Source organism: Vibrio sp. 10N.261.51.F12 (assembly GCF_041471725.1).
In the GTDB taxonomy this organism is placed as follows: Bacteria; Pseudomonadota; Gammaproteobacteria; order Enterobacterales; family Vibrionaceae; genus Vibrio.
This window is the reverse complement of sequence record NZ_JBFROV010000014.1, coordinates 568368-583849: the sequence shown is the minus strand read 5'-3', so window position 1 is coordinate 583849 and position 15482 is coordinate 568368. Positions and strand designations below refer to the sequence as shown.

Annotated in this window: 14 protein-coding genes; 3 read left to right on the top strand and 11 right to left on the bottom strand. The window is 43.9% G+C overall.

Annotated elements, in window-relative coordinates:
• Nucleotides 1-12: 12 nt before the first annotated feature.
• From AB4405_RS09885 to ugpB, 10 genes are all read right to left on the bottom strand, one after another.
• Nucleotides 13-780: an IclR family transcriptional regulator gene (locus AB4405_RS09885; protein ID WP_102471748.1), complete on the bottom strand. Its 768-nt coding sequence runs from the start codon at nt 778-780 to the stop codon at nt 13-15.
• A gap of 82 nt (nt 781-862) precedes the next feature.
• On the bottom strand, nt 863-2170 hold the full coding sequence (locus AB4405_RS09880) for a TRAP transporter large permease (protein ID WP_372060617.1): 1308 nt from the start codon (nt 2168-2170) through the stop codon (nt 863-865).
• 8 nt (nt 2171-2178) lie between these two features.
• Entirely contained in the window at nt 2179-2712 is a 534-nt protein-coding gene (locus AB4405_RS09875) for a TRAP transporter small permease (RefSeq protein ID WP_372060616.1), read from the bottom strand.
• A gap of 78 nt (nt 2713-2790) precedes the next feature.
• The gene (locus AB4405_RS09870) at nt 2791-3780 is read right to left on the bottom strand and encodes a TRAP transporter substrate-binding protein (RefSeq protein ID WP_372060615.1); all 990 of its coding nucleotides are present in this window, start codon (nt 3778-3780) and stop codon (nt 2791-2793) included.
• 198 nt (nt 3781-3978) lie between these two features.
• Nucleotides 3979-4818: a 5-dehydro-4-deoxy-D-glucuronate isomerase gene (gene kduI / locus AB4405_RS09865; protein ID WP_372060614.1), complete on the bottom strand. Its 840-nt coding sequence runs from the start codon at nt 4816-4818 to the stop codon at nt 3979-3981.
• Between the two features lie 317 nt (nt 4819-5135).
• Nucleotides 5136-6095 carry an HAD-IIB family hydrolase gene (locus AB4405_RS09860; protein WP_372060613.1) on the bottom strand — a complete coding sequence of 320 codons (960 nt, stop codon included), beginning with the start codon at nt 6093-6095 and terminating at the stop codon, nt 5136-5138.
• Nucleotides 6088-7194, bottom strand: a complete 1107-nt coding sequence (locus AB4405_RS09855) for a sn-glycerol-3-phosphate import ATP-binding protein UgpC (protein ID WP_372060612.1) — start codon at nt 7192-7194, stop codon at nt 6088-6090. Before AB4405_RS09855 ends, AB4405_RS09860 begins: the two co-directional genes overlap by 8 nt.
• Nucleotides 7195-8043: a sn-glycerol-3-phosphate ABC transporter permease UgpE gene (gene ugpE / locus AB4405_RS09850; protein ID WP_372060611.1), complete on the bottom strand. Its 849-nt coding sequence runs from the start codon at nt 8041-8043 to the stop codon at nt 7195-7197.
• Nucleotides 8043-8924, bottom strand: coding sequence for a sn-glycerol-3-phosphate ABC transporter permease UgpA (gene ugpA, locus AB4405_RS09845; protein ID WP_102471741.1), 882 nt, complete (start codon nt 8922-8924; stop codon nt 8043-8045). Before ugpA ends, ugpE begins: the two co-directional genes overlap by 1 nt.
• Before the next feature lie 70 nt (nt 8925-8994).
• Nucleotides 8995-10302: a sn-glycerol-3-phosphate ABC transporter substrate-binding protein UgpB gene (ugpB, locus tag AB4405_RS09840; protein WP_372060610.1), complete on the bottom strand. Its 1308-nt coding sequence runs from the start codon at nt 10300-10302 to the stop codon at nt 8995-8997.
• Between the two features lie 292 nt (nt 10303-10594).
• On the opposite strand from ugpB, the gene AB4405_RS09835 reads away from it, so the two are divergent.
• From AB4405_RS09835 to AB4405_RS09825, 3 genes are all read left to right on the top strand, one after another.
• Nucleotides 10595-11353: a glycerophosphoryl diester phosphodiesterase gene (locus tag AB4405_RS09835; protein ID WP_372060609.1), complete on the top strand. Its 759-nt coding sequence runs from the start codon at nt 10595-10597 to the stop codon at nt 11351-11353.
• 2 nt (nt 11354-11355) lie between these two features.
• Nucleotides 11356-12135 (top strand): DeoR/GlpR family DNA-binding transcription regulator, encoded by a 780-nt coding sequence (locus AB4405_RS09830; protein WP_372060608.1) that lies wholly within the window; start codon nt 11356-11358, stop codon nt 12133-12135.
• A gap of 363 nt (nt 12136-12498) precedes the next feature.
• Complete coding sequence (locus AB4405_RS09825; protein WP_372060607.1) at nt 12499-13143, top strand: murein L,D-transpeptidase catalytic domain family protein; 645 nt, start codon at nt 12499-12501, stop codon at nt 13141-13143.
• 126 nt (nt 13144-13269) lie between these two features.
• Here AB4405_RS09825 and AB4405_RS09820 read toward each other — a convergent pair whose 3' ends face one another.
• A complete protein-coding gene (locus tag AB4405_RS09820; protein WP_372060606.1) occupies nt 13270-15270 on the bottom strand; it encodes a methyl-accepting chemotaxis protein in 2001 nt (666 codons plus the stop codon).
• Nucleotides 15271-15482 lie beyond the last annotated feature (212 nt).

The window sequence follows — 15482 nt, the reverse complement described above, 5'->3', positions numbered from 1 at the left end:
ATTTTTTTACAGCTATTTTAAGTTTTGACTTAGGCACTTGGCTACGCGCATTAATTCGAGTCGAGTGTTCTCAATGTCTTCGATGTGATGATGGACTGTCCTAGAATTCAGCGTCATATAAGGAATAGTAATGATGGCCATAATATCGCCAAGAACGCCAAAAATAGGGAAGGTGATATTGGTGACGCCAGAGATCTGCGGGCTGACGCCAATATAGTAGCCCTGTTGCAAGGTTTCATCTACATGGCTGAGTACGTAGTCGATTTCTTCTTTTGTCGCATCAGATTTAGCAATGATTTCTTGCTGTTTTTCTTTCGTACTGTAGGCAAGAAGAACGATGCCTGATCCGGAAGAACAGACATCAATAACCGCACCAAGCCTTAACCCAAAGCCCATTTTATAAGGGCTTTCTTGAGAGCCAATGACAAGCAACTCACCATTATTGTATTGGCTCAAGTGGCATGACTGAGACACTTTTCCGCATAAGTCTTCCATCATCGGCGCGGCGCGTTTGAGAAGTTGCGCTGTTGGAGGGTGTTGATTGGAGAGCGCAAACATTTTTAAGCTCAGCGCGTAACTGGAGGTTTCATAATCAAACTCGATATACTGGCGTTCAATCAATACGGAAAGCATCCGAAAAATTTCGTTAACACTGCGATCAAGCTTTTCGGCGATCTGTTTCTTGCTTTGAGGTTCCGATGAGAAAGCCAGTAGCTCGAGGATATCGAGTCCCTTCTCAAGAGCAGGTGCTCGATACTCAGTTTTCTTAATGTTATCCATATATTTTGATTAGCTGTCATACAAATTGCCGACAGTATGACAGCATCACTTCCTAGTTAAAAGATGAAGATAATGACCGTTTTTAGCGAATCAGACCCATCCATTGCGGGATAGTCATTGAGATCGCTGGAATGTAAGTCACCAGCATAAGTACGCCAAATATCACGAAGAAGAAGGGCAGTAATGTTTTGATCACACTGTCGATGCTAATACCGCTTACCTTACACCCGGTAAACAAAATGGGGCCAACAGGCGGAGTAATGGTGCCCAGTGATAGATTGAATACCAGCAAGATACCAAACTGCACAGGATCCATCCCGAGGTTCATACAAATAGGCAGGAAGATCGGAGTAAAGATCAACACCGCAGGCGTGGGATCCATAAAGGTCCCGACAAACAAAAGAACCAGATTAATGATAAGCAGGATCAATATAGGGTTGTCGGTCAGTGCCAGTAACGAATCCGCTATCATGGTTGGGATTTGAGTAAACGCCATCACCCAAGACATGATTGAAGAGGTTGCTAGCATAAAAATAACAATCGCGGACATCTTAGCCGTATTTAAAAAGATGTCGGGTATTTTTTTAAGCTGTAATGAACGGTAGCATGCAGTAAGAAATAGCGAGTAAACGACCGCAATCGCAGAGGCCTCTGTTGCCGTGAAAATGCCGCCGAGAATACCGCCAATCACCACCACAATCAGTGACAGACTTGGGATGGCTTGCAGTGTGACCTGTCCACATTCTGTTAAAGACATGGTGTGTTTCGCTATATACCCTTTTCGCTTTGCCATAATGCCAGCCACAATCATGACACCTAATCCCCAAAGGATGCCCGGTAAGTAGCCACCAACAAATAAGGCCGATACAGAGACACTGCCTGCTACTGTGGCATAGACAATCAAGGTATTGCTGGGTGGAATAAGCATACCAGTAGGCGCGGAAGCAATGTTAACGGCTGTGCTAAATGCAGGGTCATAGCCTTCTTTTTTTTGAATGGGTGACATGATGCCACCCACGGCGGCAGCGGATGCCACCCCTGAGCCACTAATAGAACCAAATAACATATTGGAAACGACATTGGTTTGAGCCAATGAGCCGGGGAAAAAGCCACTCACAATTCTAGAAAAATTGATGAGCCGAATGGCGATGCCACCATTGTTCATAATATTACCGGCCAAGATGAAAAACGGAATGGCGAGTAAGGCGAACGAATCCAATCCAACGAACATTCGTTGAGCTGAGGTGACCATAGCACCGTGGTAGGGCAGAATCACTGTCATCGCGGCAAAGGAGGCGGCCCCGACGCTAATCGCGATAGGCGCGCCGATGATTAAGAGAAATATCGCGCCACAAAACATGATGAGTGACGCCGTTAATGCAATATCCATTTAAAACCTCACGTGTTTGATGATGCGCTATTCAGGTGTAGTAGCTTATTGATGAGCTTGAATTCGTTGTATAAGAAGTAGAAAGCGATCAATCCACCAGCAATAGGAATCGCGGAATAGATAACACCCATCGGGATCTGTAGAGCCGAATCTAGTTGCCACATCTGACGAACCGCACTGTTATAGCCACCAATAATCATGATCGAAAATGCAAAAAATACGGTGACAAATTCAATAAACATCTCAACGATAGTTTTCAGTTTCTCATTAAACTTATCTTTGATAAAAGTAATGGCCATATGCTCGCGTAAACCAAACACATAAGCACTGCCGAACAAGATGAGCCAAATGAATAAATAGCGTGACATCACTTCACTGATGGCGCTTGGGCTATTAAATAAATAGCGAACCACTACCTGATAAGTCACGAGTAATGTCATTGCACCGACAATGCCGATGAGAGTTAAAGACAAGATTCTATCAACCCATGACTTTGCAGTAGTAAAATACGAAAGAAGACGATCCATTTTCTCATATTGCATGTTGTCTATCCTAATAGGGGCCGAATGACGGCCCCGCGATCACGTTACCGCTACGAGCAAGTACTACCGATGAGTACGTTACTGCAGAGCGACAATTTTTTTGTACAGCGCTTTTTGCTCATTAGTATCAATTAGACTTGATTGTAATGATTGGCAATTTTTCTGGAATGGTGACACGTCCACTTCATTGAACGTCGCTCCATTTGCCTTCGCAGTTTTCATCGCACTCTCGATTTGGCTATTCCAAATTTTGAATTCATTAGGTGTACTTTCTTTGGCTAGCTTCTTAATTGTCGCTTGGTCTTCTTTCGACATCGTGTCTAAGAAATAGCTGCTGATAACGACTAAATCGGGCACCATTAAGTGGCGAGTGGCCGAAAAGTACGGCGCCACTTCATATTGCTTTAGATCCGCATAGGTGATTTCATTATTTTCAGCACCGTCTAAGACCCCTTGTTGGATGGCGGTATACACCTCGCCTTGGCTCATTGGTACGCCCGTGCCACCCATGCAAGATAAGGTTTTAATCATGGTATCGGATTGCATGACGCGAATTTTGTTGCCTTTCATATCAGCAATTGAGTTCACTGGAGCAGCCTTGGTGTACATGCTTCGAGCACCTGCGGTATACGCCGTCAGTACCTCGAAACCAAATTTCTTGGTTGACGCGAATAGATCATTTAATTCACCTGACGTAAAGACCGCTTCTTGATGCGCTGGACCGGTATAGACGTAAGGCATGCCTAAAACTCGGAAGGTTTGGTCGTAGTTTTCGACGAGTGGGTTAGCAACAACCGCCATTTGAATGGCGCCATTTTGAACCAGCTCTAGCGCAGCACGCTGATCGCCAAGTAAATCGTTAGGATAAATCGCCAGCTTGTAGCGACCATCGGTCTGCTCTTCGAGTTTCTCTCCAAATGCCTTAAGTGCTAAATATTGTGGGTGGCTATCGGATTGGTTGAACGCTGCTTTAATCTCAGTAGCGGCAGAAGCGAGAGCTGAGAACCCTAAAGTGCTGCTCATTATCGCGGTTAGAGCCGCGACTTTTAACGTCATTATTTTGCGCATGATACTGTCTCCATGTGGTATGCATTGCTGGTTCGTATAGTTCGGTTCGTATAGTTCTGGTGCGTAAAGTTCAGGTACGTATATTGTTGGGTTATATATTGGAATACGGCTTGCCACTTAAGTTGAACAGTCACTATTAACGCGTTGCCCTAGGTAAAAGTGTGCCCTAGATATAACGCGATAAAATAGATTCTGTGGTTATCGGATTGCTGTCATATCAACGAAATCCATGTCGTCAAAGGTTTGATTCTCACCAAGCATCCCCCATACAAAGCTGTAGTTTTTTGTGCCACAACCTGAGTGAATAGACCAACTAGGCGAGAGTACCAGTTGTTTATTTCTTACAATGAGATGGCGAGTCTCGTCGGGTTCCCCCATAAAGTGAAAGACCACATGTTCTGGCGCAATATTGAAGTACAAGTATGCCTCCATGCGACGTTCATGTGTGTGTGCTGGCATGGTATTCCAGACACTTCCCTCTGCCAGATGAGTTACGCCCATGCAAAGTTGGCACGTCGGTAACACATCGGGGTGCAGATACTGATTGATAATGCGCTGATTCGCACTTTCATTGCTGCCCAGTTCAACCTTTCGCGCGTCCTTTTGAGTGATAACTCGGGAAGGATAACTGTGATGAGCAGGGGCGCTTAAGCAGTAAATAGCCGGTTCAATGGTTGAATCAAGGCTGGAAAAAACAACGTTTTGCTCGCCTTTGCCTAGATAAAGTGCATCAAATGGATTCAAGGTATAGGTCTGGCGTTCGGTTTTTACCTCGACTTTTCCACCGAGGTTGATCATGCCAAGTTCACGGCGCTGTAAGAAGAATTCCGTGCCAAATGCTTGTTTATCAATGTGGTCATCAAGTGCGATTTTGACTGTTTTTGGACACACCCCGAAGGCGACGACACGGTCAATATGGCTATACACCATTTGTAGAGCATCAGGCTGGAATAGTGTCTCGGTCAAAAATTCGTCACGTAATCGAGATGTATCGTAAGCCTTTGAATCTTTGGGGTTGTTATTGTAATTAATAAACATCGATAACTCCTTGTTGATAGAGTTAAGCTTACTAAATATTCATATTTGATCAATATCGTTTATATTTGAATTTATTTTGTCTGTGAACTCAAGAAATTAATTGCTGGGAAAGTAACCAATATATGTGACAGGTACGGGTAAAAAAGCATCGAATCAGTAATGAAATGAGAGGTTGATCATTTTTAACTTTTTTAATTGAAATGATGGTTCATTTTGTTTTTTGGGGTGTGTTTAGTTCGGTGGCTCATCGTTGGATGGCATATAAAAAATGAGTAAACCAAAGGGGGAGGGGAACCCCTTTGGTTTTGAGAAATGAATTAATCGTGTCCTGTACATCTATCGATGCGTTTAGCATCGACTATCCTGTTTGCCAGCTCAGCGAAGCCATAACCACCATTGTCTTTGGTGATATAACTGGGTTTATCACTGAGTTGGGGTAACCAGCGTGAGATATTGTTTACGCCGAAGGTAGTGGGTAGCCACGCAAACATGGACTCGTCATTTAGCGAGTCACCAATATAAGTCACCTGGTCAAGAGACAGAGCGAGATCTCTATTAGGCGTGTCTTCAAGACCTTGCACTGAGCTTGTGCCTATGTGATTGCTTATTTGATTGTCGATGAGGTAAGTCTCACTGGACACTCGTTTACTGTGTTCGCCGAGCCAGACGTTGATGTGAATAGAGCTTTGCGTTGCCTTTACCTGCTGGCCGTCGATCATCAATGTGCGAATATGCTCGAGTAAACGTTGACAAATAGTAGCGTCAACAGGTGCCCGGTCTTGCCCTATGTTGATCGCCACATCGCAATAGCGAAATGTTTGGTCATCAGCAAATTGAATGTCAGGGTATTCATCCAGCAGCGTTTGCAATTGCTCGAGTAACCGTGTTTGTTGCCGTTTCATTGTTGATAGCGGAAGCGCAGATTGAGTATGAAAACCAGTGGTGTTCTTCTGCATATAAAATGCACCATTCTCACCGATGACCCCATGGATGGGCCACAGCTTGGCAATTTGGTCGCACCAACCCGCGCAGGCACCAGTGACGGCAACAACATGTACGCCAACAGCCTTGAGTTGGGTTAGAGCATGTAACGTTTCGGGCGGCAATGTACCTTCCCATGTTAACGTATCATCCACATCCGTGAGCAACCATTGAATATTCTTGAGCGTGTCTAATGACACGCTATCCAGTGGTTTTGGGTTATCTAGCCGGCGCTGGCTATCTCGTTGGTTTGGACCACCTAGGAAAGACGGGTTGGGTTGTCGCGAGCTAGGCATTGATGACCTCTTGGTTGATCGCTGCATGTGGCGTAAATTCGATGCGTTTTTCAGTCTTGGCATCAAATAGGTGCACGTGTTCAGGATTGATGGTTAGACCAAGCGTATCACCAATATTGATATTACTGTGTCCTTCGACTCGCACGACGAGCTTTTGTTGTTGGTCGTCTTTCGTTTGGCAGTAAAGCAATAAGTCTGCACCAAGAGATTCGACCAATTCAACGTCGACATTAAACCAAGGGTGATGGTCTGTTAGCGTTAGGTGTTCTGGTCTTAATCCTAGCTTGATCTCGCCAAGATCCAATGTTTGCGTTGTGCTCAGCATTAATGATTCTCCGATTTGAAGTCCATCAACGACCACTTGCGCATCCAGAATATTCATAGCAGGGGAGCCGATGAATGTCGCCACAAACATAGAGGCAGGGTTGTCGTAGATTTCTAGCGGCGACCCAACTTGCTCGACATTACCTTTGTTAAGAACCACCAACTTGTCGGCCAGTGTCATTGCTTCAACTTGGTCGTGAGTCACATAGACGGCGGTTGTTGCGAGTCGACGCTGAAGTTTTTTGATCTCGAGGCGCATCTGAACTCGTAACTTAGCATCAAGGTTCGATAAAGGCTCATCGAATAAGAACACTTTTGGTTCACGAACGATAGCTCGGCCCATCGCTACTCGTTGGCGTTGCCCACCTGACAACTCTTTTGGCTTGCGGTCGAGTAGGTGGGAGAGCTCAAGCATCTCAGCGGCTTCATCAACAAGGCGCTGAATCTCGGCTTTTGGCGTCTTGCGATTACGCAACCCATACGCCATGTTATTGAAAACGGACATATGTGGGTACAGAGCGTAGTTTTGAAAGACCATTGCGATGTCGCGTTCGCCGGGCTCAAGTTCATTGACGACCTTATCATCAATCGTCAGCGTACCGGAGGTGATTTCTTCTAAACCGGCAATCATTCGCAATAGCGTTGACTTGCCGCAGCCACTTGGCCCAACCAGGACAACCATCTCGCCATCCTTAATATCCAGATCCAGTTTGTGTACCGCTTGGTATCCATTAGGGTACGATTTTGCAATATTTGAAAGTGTGAGCGTTGACATTTATTTCTCCGAATCGACTAGGCCTTTGACGAATGCTTTTTGCATCCCAATAACGACGATAACTGGTGGTAGCATGGCAATAATGGTTGTCGCCATGATTTTGTTCCATTCCACGACCCCATCGACAACGCCAAGCATTTGTTTAATACCCATGACAATCGTGAAGTACTGGGTATCGGTAGTGATTAATAGTGGCCAGAGGTATTGGTTCCAGCCGTAGATAAAGGTAATAACAAATAATGCCGCGATATTGGTTCTTGATAATGGCAAGAGGATATCAATGAAAAACTTAATTGGCCCTGCGCCATCCATACGAGCGGCTTCCACTAATTCGTGCGGTACGGTTAAAAAGAACTGACGAAACAGAAAGGTCGCAGTGGCACTCGCAATCAAGGGAATAGTGAGTCCGGAGAACGAGTTGAGCATATTGAGGTTAGTGATGACCTCAAAGGTTGGCATGATTCGTACTTCTACTGGCAGCATTAGGGTGAAAAATATCATCCAAAAGGCGAGCATTCTTCCTGGAAATCGGAAAAAAACCACAGCGTACGCCGATAGAATGGAAATCGTCAGCTTACCAACCGTAATGCACAATGCCATGACAAAGGAGTTGAAGAGCATATGCGTAATGGGCAGTGCTGAGTTGTTATAGGTGCTTTCATTGCTCCACAACTCTCTAAACACGCTAAACCCTAAGTCGCCAAACCACAGCGGAGTGCTGGTGGCGAATGCCGTATTGTCATGAGTTGTTGCAACCAACGCCACCCAAACCGGTAGGGCTATCGAGAGGATGCCGAGAATGAGAATTACATGACAGAAAATGCCAAATAGCGGTCTTCTTTCAACCATTAGTACGCCACCTTTTTTTCTACATATTTAAATTGGAATACGGTCAGAAGCGCGACGAGACCCATCAGTATGACGGACTGTGCCGCGGATGATCCGAGATCGAGCCCGATGAAACCGTCGTTATAAACCTTGTAGACCAGTGTTGAGGTGCTATTACTCGGTCCACCTTGTGTCATTGCATGGATAACGGCAAATGTGTCGAAAAACGCATAAACAAAGTTGACCACCAACAGGAAAAAACTCGTCGGTGAAATAAGCGGAAAACTAATGGTCATAAAGCGTTTAATCGGACCACTGCCATCGATTGCTGCGGCTTCGTGCAGTGATTTTGGCACCGATTGTAATGCAGCAAGAAAGAACAAAAAGTTATAGCTGATTTGCTTCCATGTAGAGGTGATGATCACCATCCACATGGCGTGACTACCGTTGAGGGTCGGGTTCCAGTTCACACCAAACCACTCCAGTATTTCCGTGACAACACCAATCGTTGGGTCAAAAAGAAACAACCAAAGTGAGCCTGCCACTACTGGCGCAACAGCGTATGGCCAAATTAAAAATGTTCGATAAAAAGTGGACCCTCGAACAATTTGCTCAGCAAACGCCGATAATATAAGCGCACTGATTAAGGCCAAAAACGCAACGCTAATGCTGAACTGTAATGTGGTCAAAAAGGAATTGAGGTAATAGGGGTCATTGAACAATGTGACGAAGTTTTCTAATCCCACGAATTCTCGACTCAACCCAAACGCATCTTCAAGCTGAGCAGATTGAAATACAGCCTGACCCGCAGGCCAGATGAAGAAAACTAAAGTGATGATCAACTGAGGCGCGATAAGCGCGACGGGTAACCATTTATTTTTAAAGACAACAGGTGATGACATACAAGTGTTCCAAGGGACTGCAATTAAGCATCGCCACCCCATAATTAGGGTGGCGACCAACTATGTTTTGTTATTTTTGTGTGCGCTCAAAGCGACGCAGTTGTTCGTCACCACGACGGACGGCATTGTTTAGGGCAGTTTTAGCGGTTGCTTTACCTGCCCATACGGCTTCTAGCTCTTCGTTGATGATGTCGCGAGTTTGCAAGAAATTGCCAAAGCGAATACCTTTTGAATTCGCCGTTGGCTCTGTCGATGTCATTTGTACGACGGCGGTATCCGTCCCCGGATTAGCGTTGTAGAATCCTTGTTCTTTCGTTAGCGCGTAGGCTTCCTTGGTAATGGGTAGGTAGCCAGTAAACTGATGCCAATCAGCTTGTACCTCAGCGCTTGATAGGTAGCTAAAGAATTTAGCAACGCCTTGGTATTGTGCATCAGATTGACCACGAAGAACCCAAAGTGACGCTCCACCAATAATGGTGTTTTGTGGTTTTTCAATCAACGTATCGTCGTAAGGCAGTTGAGCAACACCCACGTCGATGCCTTTCATATTCTCTTGGATGCCAGCCAGACCTGCTGAAGAGCCCATTGTCATGCCACATTCTTGTGTGTAGAACAAAGGCATGCCGTCAGATTGGCGACCGCCATATCTAAATATACCGGCTTTTGACCACTCACCCATTTGCTCGATGTGTTTTACAAAAGGCGCATCGTTGAATTTGAAGTGCGTATCAACACCGCCAAACCCATTGTTGTTGTCTGCAACGGCGATGTTATTACGTGCGCCGAAGTTTTCAATTTGTGTCCAAGATTGCCATGTCGTCGTAAAGCCACATTGAGCGCCTGATTCCATGAGCTTACGTGATACTGACTCCATTTCTTTCCATGTTTTTGGCGCAGTCTCGATACCTGCTTTTTTAAACATGTCGCGGTTGTAGTACATAACGGGCGTTGAACTGTTAAACGGCATCGATACCATTTGACCGTCTTCAGTCGTGTAGTAACCGGTGACCGCAGCAAGATAATCATCAGTATTAAATGGTTCTTTAGTATCTTCCATTAACTCGTACACTGGATAGATCGCTTGCTTTGCACCCATCATCGTTGCGGTGCCCACCTCAAAAACTTGGACAATGGCAGGTTGTTCTTTCGCTCTAAACGCAGCTATTGCGCTTGTCATGGTTTCGGCATAGCTGCCTTTATATACTGGCTTTATCTCGTATTCTGATTGGGTTGCGTTAAAGTCAGCTGCAATTTCATTGACTTTTTGACCTAGCGCGCCACCCATAGCGTGCCACCATTCGACCTCTGTTTTAGCGTGAACTTGAGTACTTAATAGCGCTGTCGTAATAGCTAAACCAGTAAGAGTCTTAATTGACATGAGATTTTCCTTATCTGAGGACATCAATATCGTTTAATAAAAAATGACGGGATAATGTTATCGCCGCCAAAATGTTCACTTGAAAGTTAAATGAACTTAATGACGCTTAGGTGACAGAAAAATGAACTTAATTTGTCGTTTTATGTTCACTCATTTTCAATTGTTGTGAAATAAAACGGTAACGTAGGTTTGCGATTCTTCATTTGAACTTGAAAGAACACCGAATTTCAAAAGCATTCAAATTACTTACTTTTAGAGTTTTTAAATTAATAGAAGAATAGAGGTACGAGCCATGAAAACGACCGCACATAGAGGCGTATCAAGCATTGCACCAGAAAACACATTGGCGGCGTTTAATCTTGCTAAGGCGTATCATTGTGATTGGATTGAAATTGACGTTCAGTTAAGTTTAGATAATATTCCAATGGTGATACATGACCAAACCATTGACCGATGTAGCAATGGGACGGGGAAAGTCTCATCGATGACTCAAGCAGAGCTTCAAACGGTCGATGCAGGCTCTTGGTTTGGTTGGGAATTTAATAAAGAGACAATTCCGACACTTAGCGAAACACTTGAGCTTGCCAAAAACAACGGTACAAAGGTAAATATAGAAATAAAGGCCTATCCTGAAGATGACGTTTTCTTGCTTTGCGATCAAATAAAGGCAGTGATCATTAAAAGCAATATTAAAACGTCAGATTTATTGTTTTCAAGTTTTGATACCGACGTATTAAAGTATTTAGGTGTTATTTTTCCTGAGATTAAACGTGGTCAACTGTGGCAACATATTCCTTCGAATGCGAATTATATATTATTGGCGGTGTCAGCATTTAGTGTGCATTGTGATTATCGGTACCTAACCGACAAGCAAGCGAAATATATTAAGTCACTGGGTTATGAATTATATTGTTATACGCCAAATTGTCCGGAAACAGTCAGTGAACATGGGCATTGGGGAGTAGACATGATGATTACCGATAGACCACAGGCATATATTAATGAAGAAACAAAATCGGTTATTAATGATTATGACCTAGAGGTTATATAAAGATGCCACCATTGAGTATTCGTCAACAAGAGATCGTCGATAAAATACATGGGCAAGAATATTGTTCTATAGAAGAGCTCGCCCATTATTTCGAGATGACGACGCAAACGATTCGTCGTGATATCAATGAATTGTGTCGGCTTGGTTTTGCACGTCGTCATCATGGTGGCGTTGGTTTACCTGTCACTCTCGCCAATCGCAGTTATGTGGCGAGGCAAACGACAAACCAAGATGAGAAGCAAGATATCGCTAAGCAAGTGGCGCAAAGTATACCTAATGGCAGTACGGTATTTTTGGGAATCGGCACCACGATTGCAATGATAGCGGAGCACTTGGTCGCACACCAAGAATTGAGGGTGGTCACCAATAATTTTGAGGCCGCCCATATCTTGTCGCAGTACAACAACATAGAAACATGGGTGCCGGGAGGGCGGGTTCGTACTAATGATAGGGATGTGGTGGGTGATAGTGTCGTGTCTTTCTTTGCTCAGTTTACCGCAGATATTGGTATTATCAGTTGTGCGGCAATTAAGTCGATTACTGCCGTGAGAGACAGCCATATGAGCTCGTTAAATACGCCGTCAAATGAATCTCAAGCGTTCGCTTTCGAGCATGAACTGAGAGAGGCGGTTGTGAGCCAGCATATTGTCGGTGGTGCACAAGAAAAATGGCTGGTGGCCAACCGTACAAAATGGCAAGGAAAAGCGAATGCTAAAATTGCCTCGCTGAAGCACTTTGATCGTGTTTTTGGTGTTGAACCCACAAATGTTGGACAAGAATGAATGGAATTGAATAAAGAGAGGGAGGATAAGTAATTGAAATATGGTTTATTGAATAGTGATAAACCAGTTTTCTTAGAGAGTGATTAAATAAATTCACCGTACTGGAAAATACTGTTAATTGTAATTTATGAATAGTGTGGCGTGTATTGGTAAGTAATAATAATATCTGCATTATTGAAAAACTTAACTTGTTGATTTTAAATAAGGCCGTATATTCAAAGTTATTAAATACACGATTAGTTTCAAATTATTGGTCGAAATATCGCCTAATATATTTAAAGTTAGAAAAATTTAGCGTAATATTGCGTCAATTGTGAGCGTGAGACTTCTCATGCAGTCGTTCTAATTGGTTACTTGGTAGCAATGATTAAACTAAATTTATTTCCTTTATGGGCAATGGTTTTCATAACCAGCCTCATATTTTCAACTAATGTGCGCAGCGAAACAGAAATACCCACAAGTATAGCGAAACGAATATACCAAAGTGCAGCATTAGACGGTGTCGTTGATTTTCAACTATTTAAAGATGCGTACATCGCTTATCGTAAAACCCCAGAGCGTAAAAAATCGTTGCTAACTATCATTGATTATTCAAAACCATCGACTGATAAACGATTCTTTGTCATTGATATGGATAAGAAATCTTTAGTGTTTAACACTTATGTCTCTCATGGTGTCAATAGTGGCGCAAAACAAGCGACGGCTTTTTCCAATGCGGTGAATTCACGTAAGACCTCATTAGGTACGTTTGTTACTGATACGACGTACTATGGGTCAAATGGCTATTCACTAAGATTAGATGGGATGACAAGTGGTGTGAATGACAATGCCCGTGAGCGTTATATTGTGGTGCATGGCGCGAATTATGCGAATGAGTCGTTCATTAAAAAGAATGGCTATTTGGGGCGCAGTTGGGGTTGTCCAGCTTTGCCAGAAGCTGTCTCAAAAGAGATTATTGATACCATCAAGGGTGGCAGTGTCATTTATGCGAGCTCTAAGGCATCTTGATGCCTAGCCTGCGATGGCGTTAACGACTTGCCTTTATCTGCACCTTATTCCCACCGCCATTCAGAGGAAAGTGCCACATTGCGCACCTTCCTCCGGCTACTTCAGCATTAATGAATCGCTATCTGATTAAGCATTCAGCTTAAAATCAGACACTTCTTGCACCAGCTCCGACATTCGTTGTTTGACGGTATTCATCTCGTTATGAAGATTCGCGACAGTATGGTTGGTGGTTTCAACCAACGTCAACAAGTTGTCGATATCAGACTCGACGGATAGTGTGGTTTGAGACTGTTCTTCTGATGCGGTAGCGATACTCGTATTGAAGTCGGTGATCTCTTTTACGGTCACAATCAGTGCGTCCATCATATCGTTGGTTTCCGATACTTTCGTTTGAGTCGTGTAACTGGCGTCTCGACTTTGTTGCATATTACCAAACGAGGTTTTAGCGTTGTCACTGATGCTATCCAAAAGATGACGAATGTCTTCTGTGGACTGTTTGCTACGCTGTGCCAACGTTCTAACCTCGTCAGCAACAACGGCAAACCCTCGGCCTTGTTCCCCTGCTCGTGCTGCTTCAATCGCGGCATTTAGGGCGAGTAAGTTGGTTTGCTCAGAGATGGCATTAATATTATCGAGAATCTCGGTCACGTTCACCGTTTGCTGTTCAAGGCTCTCTAGGCACGTGTAAGTGTCGTTAACACTACCAATCAAACGGGTTGTTGTGGCTAACGAGGCTTCGCCGTGTTGGTGACACTCAACCGCTTTGTCTTTCACACTGTCAGCGCTTTGTTGTGCATCGACGGTAATGCTTGCCACTTCTTGGCTGGTCTGAGACATCTCCGTCATGGCTGTCGCAATATTATCGCAGCGTAAGTGGGTTTGTTGGCTGACTTCTTGGGCCTGACTAACCAAGTGACTCATGCTCTTCATCTCTTGTTCCGTGCGATTAGCTACGTCAAGTGATTTACTCAGTGCCTGGCTTAAACTGTCCGTAAGGTAATTAAAATGGTAGGCAATTTCACCGAGCTCATCATTTTTTGAGCTGGTTAGCTTCAAGGTAAGATCTTTATTTTTGGCTATGTGATCGAGCTGTTGAGTGAATGTCGCGACTCGCCTGCGTATCGCGCGAACGGAATGGATAGCGAGGATAGTAAGCGGTACGACAATAAATAGCGCCAATGCAATGTAACCAAAGCGCAAGCGGTTTGCTTGTGTTTCAAGTTTCAATGCAGTGTGAGTGATATCCTGCGCAAAGGCGTCGCGCAATGACTTAATCAATCCGATTCTTTGCGTTGCCAGTGAAAACCATACTTGAGCCGTTGGGCCACTGAGGTTGTCGAGTGAGGCTTTTTGGGCGAGGTATTGCTGTTGTATGGTGTTCACCTCACGCCATGTATTACTGCGAGTCGCCTGAGTGAGTTGGTGTTGAATATCGCCTTGAAGCAACAGGTTTGCTTGTCGTAGCGCATTTTTTTCTGTTTCTATGTAATTGTTGATATTCGCATAGGAATCTAAAGATGAACGTTTAGCAGCAAATGCACCATTCAGCGCGCCACGTGCTTTTCCGGCTTCTTCTTTGATGACGAGTAATTCTAATAACCCTTGCAGCTGAAGCTTTAGCTGCGTGTCGCTAATTTGAGTAAGAAGGACCGATAAATTATCGAGTGCTAGGCTATTAATTGCCGTGTAAAAAGCAAAAGGAGAATCTTTGATAGTTAGCGCATCCACTTGAGACCGAATATTAGCGCGTTTCTCAAGTTGTGGCTTGATATCTGCCATCAGGTTATCAAATAATACCGGCTCGATATGTGCAGGTTGAAAGCGGATAAGATTTTGGTAAGCACGATCGGCATTTTGTCGTTGTTTCCGTAAGGCTTCCACTTGGGCCCCTAAACCTTTGGCTGCCACCACCCCTGCAGTTAGACCACGCTCAACAGCAAACTGATGGGCAACTTCATCATACAAATGAAAGAGTTCTACAGACTCCTGGGATATCTCGGCTTGCGCAACTTGTTCACTTGTTTTGCTGATCTGAATGCCAATTAAAATGATAAGAAGTGATGTTGGAATAAGAAATACAATAAGAATCGTACTTCTTATATTAACTGAGCGAGAAAATCCGAACATGATATAAGCCTTTATTATATATTTGACGCGAATTTAACAAATAATAGAAATAAGTGAAAATAGGTTTTCGGGTTAATTTATAGAATGATGATGTGGCGCAATGAGTGTCAAGGTGTTGACGAGGTGTCAAAAAAATACCTATCCATTTAGTATTACGTTTGCAATTCTTTGTCTTCAATAAGTATGTTAATTAACAATAGAAAAGGACCATT

Excerpts from the sequence above, each read along its gene's own strand:
- AB4405_RS09875 (WP_372060616.1), bottom strand. The coding sequence starts at position 2,712 with ATGCAATATGAGAAAATGGATCGTCTTCTTTCGTATTTTACTACTGCA.
- AB4405_RS09880 (WP_372060617.1), bottom strand. The coding sequence starts at position 2,170 with ATGGATATTGCATTAACGGCGTCACTCATCATGTTTTGTGGCGCGATA.
- AB4405_RS09885 (WP_102471748.1), bottom strand. The coding sequence starts at position 780 with ATGGATAACATTAAGAAAACTGAGTATCGAGCACCTGCTCTTGAGAAG.
- AB4405_RS09830 (WP_372060608.1), top strand. The coding sequence starts at position 11,356 with ATGCCACCATTGAGTATTCGTCAACAAGAGATCGTCGATAAAATACAT.
- AB4405_RS09820 (WP_372060606.1), bottom strand. The coding sequence starts at position 15,270 with ATGTTCGGATTTTCTCGCTCAGTTAATATAAGAAGTACGATTCTTATT.
- ugpA (WP_102471741.1), bottom strand. The coding sequence starts at position 8,924 with ATGTCATCACCTGTTGTCTTTAAAAATAAATGGTTACCCGTCGCGCTT.
- AB4405_RS09870 (WP_372060615.1), bottom strand. The coding sequence starts at position 3,780 with ATGCGCAAAATAATGACGTTAAAAGTCGCGGCTCTAACCGCGATAATG.
- AB4405_RS09855 (WP_372060612.1), bottom strand. The coding sequence starts at position 7,194 with ATGTCAACGCTCACACTTTCAAATATTGCAAAATCGTACCCTAATGGA.
- ugpB (WP_372060610.1), bottom strand. The coding sequence starts at position 10,302 with ATGTCAATTAAGACTCTTACTGGTTTAGCTATTACGACAGCGCTATTA.
- kduI (WP_372060614.1), bottom strand. The coding sequence starts at position 4,818 with ATGTTTATTAATTACAATAACAACCCCAAAGATTCAAAGGCTTACGAT.
- ugpE (WP_372060611.1), bottom strand. The coding sequence starts at position 8,043 with ATGGTTGAAAGAAGACCGCTATTTGGCATTTTCTGTCATGTAATTCTC.
- AB4405_RS09825 (WP_372060607.1), top strand. The coding sequence starts at position 12,499 with ATGATTAAACTAAATTTATTTCCTTTATGGGCAATGGTTTTCATAACC.
- AB4405_RS09860 (WP_372060613.1), bottom strand. The coding sequence starts at position 6,095 with ATGCCTAGCTCGCGACAACCCAACCCGTCTTTCCTAGGTGGTCCAAAC.
- AB4405_RS09835 (WP_372060609.1), top strand. The coding sequence starts at position 10,595 with ATGAAAACGACCGCACATAGAGGCGTATCAAGCATTGCACCAGAAAAC.